Source organism: Bacillus sp. LR_5, from assembly GCF_042709275.1.
Window position 1 is genome coordinate 1 of sequence record NZ_JAVAXX010000152.1, and the last position, 15,484, is coordinate 15,484.

A 15,484-nucleotide genomic window follows, 5' to 3' on the forward strand; every position below is an offset into this window, starting at 1 on the left:
ATAGTTTATGCTATGCAGTACTGGAGGTAGAATACGGTTTGATGCAACAGGATCTTTCCATATCGTCAAAACAAAAATCAACAGCCGTAATCAAAATGGTCATCTCTATGGTGATTTTCGGCTCCATCGGCTTTTTCTCAGAGCATACCAATCTGCCGTCATTTGAATTGGTCTTTGTCCGCTGCCTTTGCGCGACGCTGTTTTTAGGCTTTTGCTGGCTGGCGTCCGGCCAATATAAAACTGAAAAATGGAGAAAGAGAGACGTGCTGCAAACATTGGCGTGCGGTTTCTTTCTTGTATTCAACTGGGTGTTCTTATTTAAGTCTTTTGAAGAAACGTCCGTTACAATTGCCATCTCCGTTTATCACCTAGCACCGGTGCTTGTTCTTCTCCTGGGAAGCATCATCTACAGAGAGAGATTACATGTCATCTCCGTCAGCTCCATTATCATCTGTTTTCTGGGAACTGCGCTGATTTCCGGGATTAACGGCAATACTTCATTGACGCAGCTGATGGGATCAGGGATCATTTGGGCCGTTCTCGCCGCGCTGTTTTATGCGTTCACTACTTTATTGGGAAAAGGCATTCAAAACCTCAGTCCTTATACGACCACCTTCCTGCAAACGGGTTTAGGGGTTATCATCCTGATTCCATTTATTCACTTTGGCGCTTTTGCTGACCTGTCTCAGGGAAACTGGATTATGGTGGTATCTACCGGCATTATCCATACGGGTATTGTATATTTGTTGTTTTTTGACAGCTTGCGATTTTTATCAACGAAATTTATTTCAATCATTGTATTTCTTGACCCCGCTGTCGCGATCGTGCTCGATACCGTCTTCACAGGTTTCCGCCCTGACCTCTATCAAACGCTTGGCATCGTGCTGATCTTTGCGGGCATGGCCTTGACGCTTGTCAGGAGGCAGGGGAAGTCGAATGTGGCAGCTGAGGGTACGGATATTGAACAAATGCAGTAATGAAAAATGTAAAAAGGCCTATGCGGCCTTTTTTTGATTCTTAAAATAACATAAACATTCCAGAAAAATATTGTAATCCTATTCCAATGAAGCTAACATGTTAAATCAATAATACAGTTATTTCAAATTCTTGGTGCGAAAAAAAGCTTTCTCAATTAGTAAAAGGAAAAGTGAATGTACTATTTTGATGAAATATCAACTCTTAATGACTATGATTGGCTTGAAAAAAATAAAACAATAGAGCATATAATATATTGAAAACTTAGTTGGTATTAAAAAGCGATAGTAATGATTATATATACTCTGCAAATTTAAAAACTAAGACGAAACGGTCGTGAGACGGGTGTGGATTCTGTCGGATAAAGAGCCGGACTCAGAAGCATTTGATCAGCTCGTGATATCCGAAGAAGGTTTTTTGGTTGGGACGTTCAATTGTTACAGTGAAGAGCTTGAGTCGTTTCTTTATTTAATTTCTGCCGATGTGAGTCAAGAGATGAAAGAGATAACATGCTGTGACTCGAACGGTGGAGCCCTAGACGTTCAACAGCTGAAACTGACAAGTAACGCTGTTTACGCAGTGACCTCATCTGGTGTTTATAAGCATGATATCCAATAAGGTGTAGGGATGAGATTATGATGGATTGGCGCGCTTTAAGTCAGACAAAACAAGACCTCATCTGGTCAGAAGTGAACAAGCTCATAAAATGGAAACCCGGAAGCAGATGGCATCACATCATTCCGCCTGAGCCATATCGAGTGTTTGATATCTCAAGCGCGATGAGCAGTAAAGCTGGTCATAATGATGTGAGTGGAGTGCTGAGTGATTTAGAGGCTTCTATTTTAAAAAACGAAGTAATGTACGCACTAGACTGGCAGAATGTCGGATATATCTTTAGCCCTCATCAGACAATGCCTCAGGATGAATTTGGCGAATGGCCTGTTCCCGTATTTCCAAATGGAGACTATTATTTCTTTTTTCATCAGGACTTCTCCTGGGGACTTTTGGGAGACCCGTGGAAATTGACAATCACTGTATTTGGTGAAGAGCTGTTGGAGGCGATAGATAATGATCCGCCTATCCTGTTTCAAGATAAATGAGTTTGTTGTGGAGGGAGAGGATCAACGTGCTTCAAAAGCTGAGAAAAAGACAGCGAGAGCTTGAAGAAAAGCCGTATCCTGATGAACTGTACGGATTTGAAGCAGACATCTATGAGTTTTTTATGCTTGTTGCCGGCAGTTTGGATTATGTCCTGGCGAATAAAAGGATGCCCTGGCATCAGCGGCGTTCGTTGGAGAAAAGCTTTTTTGAGCTGTATCCTGACATACTTCCGGATATGATCAAAAACGATAAGGATCTGTATCATCACATTCTCTTGTATGAACAAGTCAGACAAGAGATTTGCGTTGCGCTATCCAACTGATAAGGGGAAGATTTTATGGAAATAACCTCTATAAGCAGTATTGGCAATTTGGACATGATCGAGCTTAAGCCTGACCAAACCGTTATGTCATGCGAACTTGAAGATGCAGAGTCGTTTTATCGTTTTTGGGCAGGGCTTGCCTACGATCGAATCATGATACAGGTAATAACGACTGGTTCATTTATAGAAGACCTGTCCGAGTACTTTGAAGGTTATGCTTACAAGGTGATAAAACTAGCGAAAAGAGAACTCCATTTCCAATCCATATTACAGGAAGCAGACCGGGATATTGCAGATTTTCTCTTTCTGCTAGCTTCCATCAATGATGATGTTTTTCTGATCACTGATCCTCAACCGGATAAAAGCTATTTTTCAGAAGGGAAGCTCCAATGCCTAACGGACTCAGGCGAACGGATCATGTGGTTTGAATACGATGCTGTAGACATCTATATGGTTGGCGGTAACTAAAAATAGGGGGAATCCATTTGAATATCACACAATACGAGAAATTGAAAAAGCATCTTTCTGATGAGGATACAGGTCCATTTACATTAAACGAGTTTTCTTTCTATATGAAAGAAGATGATCGTTATATTCAAATTCCTGTGTTTGAATTAAAACTATCAGCTCAAACCTGTGACATTCATTTGCGGTTTGAAGACATTAGTGCATCAAAGCTGGATGACCTTGAATCCATCGATGCGGTTGAGTTGGAGATTGAACCGACTGACGATCAATGGGAAAGACTCCGTTATTATGTGTATGATCAAGAAGATCAGATGAGTTTCTATTGCGGAGGATGGGATGTGATCAAGTGTGACAAGAAGTCACACTGATTTTCCCCTTTTTTGCTTGAGACCCCCCTTTTTAAATATGGCACATCAATTTTATTTTTCAACGCAATTTTTTTCTCCCTTCTGTCATCATAAAGAAACAATCACCGAGTATGCATTAATGTATGCGTTTTCATAGAGGGGGAGTCTTGATGAAAAAATGGATGGCAGCGGTTTTTGTGATGATGCTGATGCTGTGTTTTGGCGGGATTGAGAATGTGAAGGCGGCGGAGCCGAAGGTGTATCAGTTTGACTTTGGAAGCGGTTCGATGGAGCCTGGTTATATTGGCGTCAGGGCGTCTGATCGGTATGATCGGTCAAAGGGCTACGGTTTTCAAACACCGGAGAATATGAGGGATGTGGCGGCATCCGGGGCTGGTGTGAAGAGTGATGCGGTTCAGTTTTTAGCGTATGGGACGAAAAGCAATAACACGTTTAATGTTGATCTCCCGAATGGCCTTTATGAGGTGAAGGTGACGCTTGGCAATACGGCAAGGGCCAGTGTGGCGGCGGAGGGCGTGTTTCAGGTTATTAATATGACAGGGGATGGCGCGGAGGATACGTTCCAAATTCCTGTCACCGACGGGCAGCTGAATCTACTGGTGACAGAGGGGAAAGCCGGCACCGCTTTTACGCTTAGCGCCTTGAAAATAAAGAAATTGTCTGATCAGCCGGTGACGAACCGAACCATTTATGTCGGCGGCGACTCGACGGTGTGCAATTATTATCCGCTCAACAGCAGCAAGCAGGCGGGCTGGGGGCAGATGCTGCCTCACTATATCGATAAACACACCTTTCAAGTGAGAAACATGGCGTCCGGCGGGCAGATCGCGAGAGGATTCAGAAATGATGGACAGCTTGAGGCGATCTTGAAGTACATCAAGCCGGGGGATTATTTTATGTTGCAGCTTGGCATTAATGACACAAATCCGAAGCATAATGAATCTGAAGCGGAGTTTAAAGAGTTGATGCGTGATATGATTCGTCAGGTGAAAGCGAAAGGAGCGGACGTCATCCTATCAACGCCCCAGGGCCGGGCGACCGATTTTACTTCTGAAGGCATCCATTCGTCTGTAAACAGATGGTACAGGGCCTCTATTTTAGCTTTGGCCGAAGAGGAAAAAACACATCTCATTGACTTAAATGTCCTCAGCTCGGCATACTTTACATCGATCGGTCCGGAAAAAACACTCGCGCTTTATATGGACGGAGATACGCTTCATCCGAACCGCGCTGGGGCTGACGCACTGGCGCGATTGGCTGTTCAGGAGCTAAAACGCCAGGGAATCGATGGCTTTTAATACATCATTTTTCGTCAAAACACATATGCCTTCGTCAATTAGAGTATAATGAGAACATCTGCAAGAGACAGGAGTTTATACATGAGTCATTTTAAAAACTATCAAATCAGTCATGACATTTTACGAGCACTGGAAGGACTAGGATATACAGAACCGACCAAGGTGCAGCAGAGCGTGATCCCCGCTGCCCTTGAACGAAAGGATCTTGTCGTCAAATCACAGACGGGAAGCGGGAAAACGGCTTCGTTCGGGATTCCTCTCTGTGAGCTGACGGATTGGGATGAAAACAAGCCGCAGGCGCTTATTTTAACTCCAACCCGTGAGCTTGCGGTGCAAGTAAAGGAAGATATCACGAACATCGGACGATTTAAACGGATCAAAGCGACAGCCGTATTTGGAAAATCCTCCTTTGATAAACAAAAAGCTGAGCTTAAGCAAAAAAGCCACATTGTTGTCGGTACGCCGGGACGTGTTCTGGATCATATCGAAAAAGACACGCTGCCGTTGGATCGTCTCTCTTATTTGGTCATTGATGAAGCGGATGAGATGCTGAATATGGGCTTTATCGAGCAGGTGGAGGCGATTATCAAGCATCTGCCGACTGAGCGTACGACGATGCTGTTTTCGGCGACGCTTCCGCAGGATATCGAGAAGCTGAGCCGTCAATATATGCAAAACCCCGAGCATATCGAAATCAAAGCGGCCGGGCTTACCACAAGAAATATTGAACATGCGGTGATTCAAGTAAGAGAAGAGCATAAATTTTCATTGCTGAAAGATGTGCTGATGACGGAGAATCCCGACAGCTGCATCATTTTCTGCCGAACGAAGGAGCACGTCAATCAGCTGACCGATGAATTGGATGACTTAGGATATCCATGCGATAAAATTCACGGCGGAATGATTCAGGAAGACCGATTCGACGTCATGAATGAATTTAAACGTGGCGAGTACCGTTACTTAGTCGCGACGGATGTCGCCGCGCGCGGGATTGATATTGAAAATATCTCCCTTGTCATCAACTATGATCTGCCGCTTGAAAAGGAAAGCTATGTCCACCGCACGGGCCGAACGGGACGCGCAGGGAACAAAGGAAAGGCCATTTCGTTTGTCACGGCCTTCGAAAAACGGTTTTTAGCCGACATTGAAGAATATATCGGATTTGAGATTCAAAAAATAGAAGCCCCTTCTCAAGAGGAAGTGGCAAGGAAGAAACCAGAATTTCTAGCTAAAATGAATGACCGTCCGGAAAGCAAAAAAGACAAAAGCGAAGAGCTGAATAAAGACATTATGAAGCTGTATTTTAACGGCGGAAAGAAAAAGAAAATCAGAGCCGTTGATTTTGTAGGAACGATTGCAAAAATTGACGGTGTGTCAGCTGACGACATCGGCATCATTACGATCATGGATAACGCCTCATACGTTGAGATTTTAAATGGTAAAGGCCCTCATGTTCTCAAAGTGATGAAGAACACAACCGTCAAAGGGAAAAAGCTGAAGGTGAATAAAGCGAATAAATGATGAATGACCTGCTCCCAGTTAAAGGGGCAGGTCATTTTGCTGCTGGCTGACATTGGCGCTGGTCTCCTCCGGAACAAAGGCAAGAATCACAATACCAATTACAAACAAAATGATCAGACTGAACACCGCAGTCGAGGATTTCCCGGTCAGCTGGGCTGTCACGGCAATGAGCAGCGGCCCCATAATTGAGGCGAATTTTCCGAAAATGTTGTAAAAACCGAAGAATTCATTAGCGTGGCGCTTTGGCACAAGCTTGGCGAAATAGGAACGGCTTAGGGCTTGAATACCGCCCTGCGAGGTGGCGACAAGCATAGCCAGTATCCAGAAATCAAGCGTTGTCTCCATAAAATAGGCATACACGCAGACGATCATATAAATGACGATCCCGACGTACAGCATGGTCTTCCCCGTGAAACGTTCTGCCAGTTTTCCATATACAATCGAAAACGGCGCGGCGACCACCTGGGTGACAAATAGGATGATCAGAAGGCTTGAGGAACCGATCCCTAAATCTGATCCATAGGATGTCGACATCGTAATAATCGTGCCGACTCCGTCGATATAAAAGAAATAAGCGAGCAAGAAGAGGAAAAGTGCCCGGTATTGCCTGATCCGTTTCATCGTTTGGCCGAGCCGCTTAAAGCTGTTGATGACAATATGAGGTTCTTTTTTGATGTAATAGCGTTGATGGACATGTTTAATCATTGGGATGGTGAACAGCCCCCACCAGGCAGCCGTTATGAAGAAGGACAGCTGGCTTGCGGCCGATACAGACACTGGAATCGTCTCTGCTTGTGCGAGCAGGATGACAGCAATACTGATGATAAATGGAATCGTGCTTCCGATGTATCCTAAGCCAAATCCCCGTGCCGAGACGAGATTCATCCGCTTCTCAGGCGTGACGTCCACGAGAAAGGCATCATAAAACACATTGGCGCCGGAAAAACCGATAGCCGATATCGTATAAAACAGCAACAATAGCAGCCAATGTTCACTAGGGATAAAGGCGAGCATCGCGGTGCTGGCGACACCGGCTGACACAAAGAAACCGAAGAACTTTTTCTTGCACCCTTCATAGTCGGCGATTGTGCCTAAAATAGGGCCGAGCATCGCAAGAATAAACGTTGAAATCGCAATGGTATAGCCCAGATAGGCAGTCGATTGAGCGGCGCTGACACCGCTTTCCGCAGCTGCTGATTTATAAAATAACGGAAATACCGCGGTGGTCACGACAATTGAGTAAGCAGAATTTGCCCAGTCATATAACACCCAGCTGTTTTCTTGTTTCGTAAAACGTTTCATCATCAGAGCCCCTCTCCGGTAACGATACTTCTATTGTACGAGAAATAGGCCTGAAAAGAATGGAATGCACGTCAATTTTTACAAAATATTTATGTTTTTTCGCTTTAAATCATACTTTTGATTTATTGCTGGGGTTAGGTGTATCTGGTACCATTTAACTATATTTCGTGGTATTTTCCAGAAGGGATTCAGCAGAGAGGAGACAGAGCATGAGGCGAATAGGCTTGTGTATAAGCCTGCTGGTCACAGTTCTTGTGATGAGCGCATGCGAAAGTGAAGGTGAGGCTCAGATGTTCGCAGACTGTGATCAAAAGACAGTAAAACAAACCGCAGCCAAACCGATGAGCAGTAAGAAAAAGCAGGATTTCCAAGCCCTCGCAAGCGACAGGCAGCTGGCCATTGTGTTCAGTTCCATGATACAAGTGAGCGAAGCATTTGATTATGGAATCGGCAATCCAGAATACTTCGTGCGAAGCAGCATGACTGAAGAAGAAGCAGACATTGCGAAGGAGAATCTCGAATCGATTAAGCTTGAGAACAAATCGCTCAAAAAACAAAACAGCGAGGCGGTCGCCTTGCTTCAAAAAACGCGTAATCAAGACATGAGCCGCATCGAAATTCAGCAGCTGACAGAAAATAGAGCCGCTTTTTTTGAGACCGCAGACAATATGATCAAACTCATCGGCCAAGTCACACCGAAAAACGCGAAGAAGACAAGACAGCAGCTGGATCAGCTGAAAAAACAATATACACAATACAGCGCCGAAAGCGTCAAAATCATGAACAGCATTGTCAAAAAGCAGAAAGCTGACAAGGCATCATTTGAACGCCATCTGGAGGCGCTGCTTCAAAAACAGCCCGGACAGCAGGTACGGAGTGAATTGTACTGACCAGCTTCCGTCTTTCCCTGATGATATTGACCTAGTACAAAAAGAATGTACAATCAAGATATAGTCTGTTCTTAGTTGATTGGAGGGACATGTCATGAAAATTGCGAAGGTGATCAACAATAATGTGATCAGCGTGGTCAATGAACAAGGGAAAGAATTGGTCGTCATGGGCAGGGGGCTCGCGTTTCAGAAAAAGTCCGGCGATGATGTCGATGAAGCCCGCATTGAGAAAGTGTTCACGCTCGATAACAAGGATGTATCAGAAAAGTTCAAAACCCTTTTGTATGATATACCGATCGAGTGTATGGAAGTATCCGAAGAGATTATCAGCTACGCAAAATTACAGCTCGGCAAAAAGCTCAACGACAGCATCTATGTGTCGCTGACCGACCATATTAACTTTGCCATCCAGCGCAACCAGAAAGGGCTTGATATCAAAAACGCCTTGCTGTGGGAAACAAAACGGCTGTACAAAGACGAATTTGCGATCGGCAAAGAAGCGTTGATTATGGTAAAAAACAAGACTGGTGTGTCTCTGCCAGAGGATGAAGCAGGCTTTATTGCTCTGCATATTGTAAATGCCGAGCTGAATGAAGAGATGCCCAATATTATCAACATTACAAAAGTCATGCAAGAGATTTTGAGTATTGTAAAATACCATTTTAAGATTGAATTCAACGAAGAATCGCTTCACTATTATCGGTTCGTCACCCACTTAAAGTTTTTCGCGCAGCGTCTTTTTAACGGCACTCACATGGAAAGCCAGGACGATTTTTTGCTGGATACAGTGAAAGAAAAGTATCATCGCGCGTATGAATGCACGAAGAAAATCCAAACCTACATTGAGCGGGAGTATGAACACAAGCTCACAAGTGACGAGCTGCTGTATTTAACCATTCACATAGAAAGGGTAGTTAAACAAGCATAATGAGAGCGCTGACATTTTTGTTTCCTTGTATTCATTTTTTCTTACATTCACATATGAAAATGCTAGGATTGTTACTGATAAAGCAGGCAAAACCTAAATTACAATGAGTGCGGATCATCTCTGTCTGTGCTGATGGTAATTTAGGTTTTTATTTTTTTCAGGGGGAAGATGATGATAGTTACAGGATTCAAGTAAGTAAGATTCGGTATTATCATTATTTTGACCGATGTTCCCTTTTAAAAGAATCATGTAAGATCAACATAGAAAACGCTTTCGATGAAAGGGGAATGCCAATATGCCTTATCTGAAACGAGTGTTGCTGCTTCTTGTCACTGGATTGTTTATGAGTTTGTTTGCAGTCACTTCTACTGCCTCGGCTCAAACAGGTGGATCGTTTTTTGACCCTTTTAACGGCTATAACTCCGGTTTTTGGCAAAAAGCAGATGGTTATTCGAATGGAAATATGTTCAACTGCACTTGGCGGGCTAATAACGTATCAATGACGTCATTGGGTGAAATGCGTTTAGCGCTAACAAGCCCAGCTTATAACAAGTTTGACTGCGGGGAAAACCGTTCTGTTAAAACATATGGCTATGGACTTTATGAAGTCAGAATGAAACCAGCTAAAAACACAGGGATCGTTTCATCGTTCTTCACTTACACAGGTCCAACAGATGGAACTCCTTGGGATGAGATTGATATCGAATTTTTAGGAAAAGACACAACGAAGGTTCAATTTAACTATTATACAAATGGTGCAGGAAACCATGAGAAGATTGTTGATCTCGGGTTTGATGCAGCCAATGCCTATCATACGTATGCATTCGATTGGCAGCCAAACTCTATTAAATGGTATGTCGACGGGCAATTAAAACATACTGCAACAAACCAAATTCCGACAACACCTGGAAAGATCATGATGAACTTGTGGAATGGCACGGGTGTCGATGAATGGCTTGGCTCCTACAATGGTGTAAATCCGCTATACGCTCATTATGACTGGGTGCGCTATACAAAAAAATAATGCCAAATGTGAAAGAGCCTGCTGCAATATAGCAGGCTCTTATGATTGTAATGAGGAGTTGTTGGCATGAATCTTCTATTCACTCATAATATCCTATTTGATCTTCTCCCCTCTGTACTCAATGCTACGATCAAGCTCATACATTTAGAAAGAAATAATCCCAATCAAAAGTGCGGCAATCGTCATCACAATCGTTGTTCCTACGGCCCATTTAATAGTGAATTTTTGATGGTCGCCAAAGCTGACGCCTGCCATTCCTACCAATAGATAGGTGGAAGGCACAAGCGGGCTGAGCAGATGCACGGGCTGCCCCAGCAAGGAGGCCCTTCCGATTTCAGCGGCGTCTATTCCGTAAGCGGAAGCGGCTTCGGCGATGATGGGAAGGACACCGAAGTAAAAGGCGTCATTCGACATGAAAAAGGTGAAGGGCATGCTGACGATCGCAGTGATCAACGGCAGGTGCGGGCCCAGGGCATCAGGGATGAGTGAAACGAGAGAATGCGCCATGGCATCCACCATTTTTGTGCCGGAGAGAATGCCTGTGAATATGCCCGCAGCAAACACCATTGAGACAACGTTTAACGCATTACCCGCATGCGCCGAGATTCGTTTCTGCTGCTCTTTGACATTTGGATAGTTGACCATCAAGGCAACGGCGAACGCAGTCATAAAAAGAACAGGGAGCGGCAGCAGGCTGGTGATCAGTGCGGCCATCAGAGCGACAGTCAGCAGCAGGTTAAACCATTGAAGAGCGGGACGCTTGAGCGGTGCGGCCTCCGGATCGGAAGACGGTGCGTGATCAATCGAAATGACGCCGAGCCGCTTCCGCTCTTTCTTTCCGAGGATATAAGCAACGGCGATCACCCAGAGAATGCCGGCGATCATAGCGGGAATCAGGGGCGTGAAGACCTCTGACGTGTCCAATTTTAAGGAAGCCAAAACCCTCGCAGTCGGCCCGCCCCACGGGATAATATTCATAACCCCCGAACCGAGCATCGCTATTCCCGCTAACACCAAACGGTTCATGCCGAGCCGTTTGTAGAGAGGCAGCATCGCTGCAATGGTAATCATATAGGTTGTTGTCCCATCTCCGTCCAGCGAAATGGTCATGGTCAGAACCGCTGTGCCTACGGCGATTTTTAACGGATCTCCTTTGACAAACGATAAGATTTTGGCAATGAGAGGATCAAACAGGCCTGAGTCAATCATAATGCCGAAATACAGGATGGCGAATAACAGCATGATACCGGTAGGGGCGAGGTCTGTAACGCCCTGAATCATCATCTCGCCGAGATCTTTGCCAAATCCGCTGATCAGGGCGAACACAATAGGAACGACAATCAAGGCAATAAGAGCGGAAAGCCGGTTAGACATAATAAGGTACATAAAGACAATCATCATCACAAAACCGAGTATGGCAAGCATGATATGACCTCCCCTATTCAACAGCTTTTTTTGGTAAGCGCTTCCATCCTTTCTTTCTGTGAAGAAGGCTTATTTCAAATGTGTATGACCGCATATTTATATGTAGACCAAAAATCCTAATGAGCGGATTAGCAGTTTATATGAAGAACGCCACGGGTAAATGTGCTGTAGAATGTTTCGTTTTAAAAAGGGGGAGCAGACATGAGTGATGACCAAAACAAACGTGTAAATGAACACTCAAAGGACGAGCAGCTTGAGCAGTACAGGACCGATAACAGCGGGAAGAAAATGACGACAAACCAAGGCTTGCGAGTGTCAGAGGATGAGCATTCGTTAAAAGCCGGGGTTCGCGGTCCGACGCTGATGGAGGATTTTCACTTTCGGGAGAAAATGACGCACTTTGACCATGAGAGGATTCCGGAGCGCGTTGTGCATGCGCGCGGGTATGGCGTGCATGGCTTTTTTCAGGTTTACGAACCAATGACGGAATATACACGGGCCAAATTTCTTCAGGACCCTTCGGTGAAGACATCGGTATTTGTCCGTTTTTCTACGGTCGCGGGTTCTAAAGGCTCCGCAGACACGGTGCGGGATGCCAGAGGCTTTGCGACAAAATTTTATACTGAAGAAGGAAACTATGACCTTGTGGGAAATAACATTCCGGTGTTTTTCATTCAGGATGCGATCAAATTTCCGGATTTGGTTCATGCGTTTAAGCCTGAGCCACACAATGAAATGCCTCAGGCCGCGACTGCTCATGATACGTTTTGGGATTTTGTCGCCAATAACCCTGAGTCTGCCCACATGGTGATGTGGACGATGTCTGACAGAGGCATCCCCCGCAGCTACAGAATGATGGAGGGCTTCGGCGTGCACACGTTCCGTTTTGTCAATGAACAAGGAAAGGCACGTTTCGTGAAATTTCACTGGAAGCCGGTGCTCGGCGTGCATTCTCTCGTATGGGATGAAGCGCAGAAAATTGCCGGGAAAGATCCGGATTTCCACCGCCGTGACCTGTGGGAAACAATTGAAAACGGCGGCAAGGTTGAATACGAGCTCGGCGTGCAGATGATTGATGAGGAAGATGAATTCAAGTTTGATTTTGATATTCTTGATCCGACTAAGCTGTGGCCGGAAGAGCTTGTGCCGGTGAAGATCATTGGGAAAATGACGCTGAACCGCAACCAGGATAATGTGTTTGCGGAAACAGAACAAGTCGCATTCCACCCGGGAAATGTCGTGCCGGGCATCGACTTTACAAATGACCCGCTCCTGCAGGGACGGCTTTTCTCTTATACAGACACACAGCTCATCCGTCTTGGCGGCCCGAACTTCCATGAGCTTCCGATTAACCGGCCTGTATGTCCATTCCATAACAATCAATACGACGGCTATCACCGGATGACGATCAATAAGGGACCTGTCGCTTATCATAAAAACTCTCTGCAAAACAATGATCCGTCGCCAGCGACAGCTGAAGAAGGCGGCTACGTCCACTATCAGGAAAAAGTCGAGGGCAAAAAAATCCGCCAGCGAAGCGACAGCTTCAACGATTATTACTCACAGGCGAAGCTTTTCTGGAACAGCATGTCTCCTGTGGAGAAACAGCATATCATTTCTGCTTTCTGCTTCGAGGTCGGGAAGGTCAAAAGCAAAGACGTACAGCGGCAGGTCGTTGATGTCTTCAGCAATGTCGATACAGATTTAGCAGAAGAAATCGCCAAAGGAGTAGGAGTGGCGGCGCCCGCGAAGCGTAAAGCATCTAAAGAAATTCTTACTTCGCCTGCGTTAAGCCAAGCCCGTACAGTGAAAACCGCGTCAACAAGAAAAGTCGCTGTACTCGCCGGAAACGGATTTCATGAAAAAGAGCTGCAAACAGTGCTGGAAGCCTTAAAGCAAGAAGGAATCACAGTAGATATCATCAGTCAAAATCTGGGGTATATGACAAGCGGCAGCGGACAGCAGCTTGAGGCCAGCGGCACGTTCCTGACGGTTGATTCTGTTCTGTATGATGCCGTCTATGCCGCAGGAGGGCTGGAGTTAAAAGACAACAAACAAGCGATGGCGTTTATCAGAGAAGCTTACAATCACTACAAGGCGATCGGTGCGGCAAATGAAGGAATTGACCTTCTTCAATCCTCTGTCGGGACAACAGAGGGACCAGGCATCGTAACGGCTAAAGAAGAACCTGACTACACCGCATTCAGCAAGGCATTTATCGATGCGGTTGCCGCTCATCGCCATTGGGATAGACGAATTTGATCGGCTCCTGTATCTTTAAGGAAGATACTTTTCATAAGGAGCATGACAAATGAACGAAAAACAGCTCGCTGAAGCTTACGAACGCGATGAAAATATGATGATTTTGGTGTTTGCCCAATGGTGCGTGAACCATGATCTTGATCCGATGGAGCTGTACGCCAAAGCGTATCCGCAGCAAAAGCTGAATGAAAGCTTGAAAAAAACCATGGACGATCTTGTCGTGCCAAAACACGAAGCAGAGCACATTCCGGACCAGACTGTCATTGCGGTATTAGAGATGTTCGGAAATACAGATTTGGCACAGGCCGTTCATGAAGCGATTTCTGGGCGCAAACAGTAAAAAAAGAGACATCCTGTGTCTCTTTTTTTATTGGAAAAATCATGCTGTTAGACCTAGAAACTTCTTTCGATTTAATCAGTCTATAAAAGTGTGTATTGCTTAAATAAGGGAATGATAAACAACGACATCAAAGGAGGAGATTGTATGAAATGGAATAACATGCTGAAAGCCGCGGGCATTGCAGTCTTGCTTTTTTCTGTATTTGCATATGCGGCCCCATCTTTAAAAGCAGTTCAAGCGAAAACACCGACTGTCAGCACCCATACGTACAAAAAGATCAAGGAGTTAACGTATCCACAAGTGCATCACGTCGGGAATGCCGCGTTTGAAAAGAAAATCAATCAAGAGCTGAAAGCCTACATTGAACAATCGTATCAGGAATACCTGAAAAACAAAAAAGCAGGCGAACAGCAGGGCTTTAAAACGGAATATCAAACATCCTTCAGCGTCAAATACAATGCGGCAGGCAAGCTCAGCATTCAAACACTCAATTATATCTATTCAGGGGGCGCCCACGGTCTAACGTCTGTCCAGTCCTTCAACTATGACTTGAAAGCACAAAAGCGGGTGACGCTGGATCAGATTCTGAACACCAAAACAAAAGTCAGCAAAACGAGAGATTATCTATATAGCTATATCAAAAAACACGATGAGCTGTTTTTCCCTGATGTTAAGAAAGAGGATATAACCCTAAACAAAGACACAATGTTTTACTTTACGGCAAACGGGATCGCCATCGTCTTCGGCCAGTATGACTTGGGGCCTTATGCAGCGGGAATCCGGAATGTGCAGGTGCCAGCCTCTATTTATCAATAATGAAAAGAGCCATATCCGAAAAGGGATATGGCTCAATGTTTCTACCACACAAACAGGCCGACAATCGCAGCACTTAATAAAGATACCGCAATTCCGCTGACGAGGAGCTTCCACACGTTTCTCCCGATGACCGTTGACTTTTCTCCGTCAAGGATCGAATTGTACGTGCCGTAAATCATGCCGACCGTACTGAAGTTTGCAAAGGACGTCAGGAATGTCGTCGCCACCGCAACGGTGTGAGGCGGAAGGGATTTGAGATTGTTTTTCAAGTCAAGCATCGCAACAAACTCGTTCGTTGCTAATTTCATGCCCATCAGCTGAGCAACATACATCGCGTCGTGCACTGGCAGTCCAAGCAGGAATGCGAACGGACTGAACAGATAAGCAAAAATCGTCTGGATGGTCAGGCCGTGTACGAAAACGCCAAGAATGCCATTAACTGCT

General features: G+C 45.1%; 15 protein-coding genes and 2 pseudogenes. 14 read left to right on the forward strand and 3 right to left on the reverse strand.

All coding sequences use genetic code 11. The features are described 5' to 3' along the window. The first annotated feature begins 41 nt into the window (after nt 1–41). The 8 genes and pseudogenes from RAC86_RS23800 (at nt 42) to dbpA (ending at nt 6,053) form a co-directional block, all read left to right on the forward strand. Nucleotides 42–977: a DMT family transporter gene (locus RAC86_RS23800; RefSeq protein WP_377886089.1), complete on the forward strand. Its 936-nt coding sequence runs from the start codon at nt 42–44 to the stop codon at nt 975–977. Between the two features lie 322 nt (nt 978–1,299). Further along, nucleotides 1,300–1,593 (forward strand): annotated as a pseudogene (locus tag RAC86_RS23805) (DNA-binding protein); the annotation flags it as partial. A gap of 17 nt (nt 1,594–1,610) precedes the next feature. After that, on the forward strand, nt 1,611–2,075 hold the full coding sequence (locus tag RAC86_RS23810) for a DUF2716 domain-containing protein (protein ID WP_377886079.1): 465 nt from the start codon (nt 1,611–1,613) through the stop codon (nt 2,073–2,075). Between the two features lie 26 nt (nt 2,076–2,101). Then, on the forward strand, nt 2,102–2,398 hold the full coding sequence (locus RAC86_RS23815; protein ID WP_377886080.1) for a YxiJ family protein: 297 nt from the start codon (nt 2,102–2,104) through the stop codon (nt 2,396–2,398). 15 nt (nt 2,399–2,413) lie between these two features. Then, the gene (locus RAC86_RS23820) at nt 2,414–2,866 is read left to right on the forward strand and encodes a hypothetical protein (RefSeq protein ID WP_377886081.1); all 453 of its coding nucleotides are present in this window, start codon (nt 2,414–2,416) and stop codon (nt 2,864–2,866) included. A 17-nt stretch (nt 2,867–2,883) separates the two neighbouring features. Continuing rightward, nucleotides 2,884–3,012, forward strand: a pseudogene (locus RAC86_RS23825) (hypothetical protein); the annotation flags it as partial. Nucleotides 3,013–3,383: 371 nt separating this feature from the next. Continuing rightward, nucleotides 3,384–4,532, forward strand: coding sequence for a rhamnogalacturonan acetylesterase (locus tag RAC86_RS23830; protein WP_377886082.1), 1,149 nt, complete (start codon nt 3,384–3,386; stop codon nt 4,530–4,532). Nucleotides 4,533–4,613: 81 nt separating this feature from the next. Then, nucleotides 4,614–6,053, forward strand: a complete 1,440-nt coding sequence (dbpA, locus tag RAC86_RS23835; RefSeq protein ID WP_377886083.1) for an ATP-dependent RNA helicase DbpA — start codon at nt 4,614–4,616, stop codon at nt 6,051–6,053. An 18-nt stretch (nt 6,054–6,071) separates the two neighbouring features. Here the strand turns inward: dbpA and RAC86_RS23840 are convergent, their stop codons facing one another. Further along, nucleotides 6,072–7,358, reverse strand: a complete 1,287-nt coding sequence (locus tag RAC86_RS23840) for an MFS transporter (RefSeq protein WP_160221908.1) — start codon at nt 7,356–7,358, stop codon at nt 6,072–6,074. Between the two features lie 206 nt (nt 7,359–7,564). Between RAC86_RS23840 and RAC86_RS23845 the strand changes: the two genes are divergently transcribed. From RAC86_RS23845 to bglS, 3 genes are all read left to right on the forward strand, one after another. After that, nucleotides 7,565–8,245, forward strand: a complete 681-nt coding sequence (locus RAC86_RS23845; RefSeq protein WP_024571826.1) for a hypothetical protein — start codon at nt 7,565–7,567, stop codon at nt 8,243–8,245. A gap of 94 nt (nt 8,246–8,339) precedes the next feature. After that, complete coding sequence (gene licT, locus RAC86_RS23850) at nt 8,340–9,173, forward strand: transcriptional antiterminator LicT (protein ID WP_377886084.1); 834 nt, start codon at nt 8,340–8,342, stop codon at nt 9,171–9,173. 295 nt (nt 9,174–9,468) lie between these two features. Beyond that, complete coding sequence (gene bglS / locus RAC86_RS23855) at nt 9,469–10,197, forward strand: beta-glucanase (protein WP_377886085.1); 729 nt, start codon at nt 9,469–9,471, stop codon at nt 10,195–10,197. Between the two features lie 144 nt (nt 10,198–10,341). On the opposite strand, the gene citH is transcribed toward bglS, so the two are convergent. After that, nucleotides 10,342–11,622: a citrate transporter CitH gene (citH, locus tag RAC86_RS23860; protein WP_326121771.1), complete on the reverse strand. Its 1,281-nt coding sequence runs from the start codon at nt 11,620–11,622 to the stop codon at nt 10,342–10,344. A gap of 201 nt (nt 11,623–11,823) precedes the next feature. Here citH and RAC86_RS23865 point away from each other — a divergent pair, with 201 nt between their 5' ends. The 3 genes from RAC86_RS23865 (at nt 11,824) to RAC86_RS23875 (ending at nt 15,040) form a co-directional block, all read left to right on the forward strand. After that, nucleotides 11,824–13,884, forward strand: a complete 2,061-nt coding sequence (locus RAC86_RS23865; RefSeq protein ID WP_377886086.1) for a catalase — start codon at nt 11,824–11,826, stop codon at nt 13,882–13,884. A 49-nt stretch (nt 13,885–13,933) separates the two neighbouring features. Continuing rightward, nucleotides 13,934–14,224 carry a hypothetical protein gene (locus tag RAC86_RS23870; RefSeq protein ID WP_014478421.1) on the forward strand — a complete coding sequence of 97 codons (291 nt, stop codon included), beginning with the start codon at nt 13,934–13,936 and terminating at the stop codon, nt 14,222–14,224. Between the two features lie 144 nt (nt 14,225–14,368). Continuing rightward, nucleotides 14,369–15,040 (forward strand): DUF3298 and DUF4163 domain-containing protein, encoded by a 672-nt coding sequence (locus RAC86_RS23875; RefSeq protein ID WP_377886087.1) that lies wholly within the window; start codon nt 14,369–14,371, stop codon nt 15,038–15,040. Nucleotides 15,041–15,081: 41 nt separating this feature from the next. On the opposite strand, the gene RAC86_RS23880 is transcribed toward RAC86_RS23875, so the two are convergent. After that, a partial coding sequence (locus RAC86_RS23880) for a nucleoside transporter C-terminal domain-containing protein (protein WP_377886088.1) occupies nt 15,082–15,484 on the reverse strand: 403 nt, incomplete at its 5' end.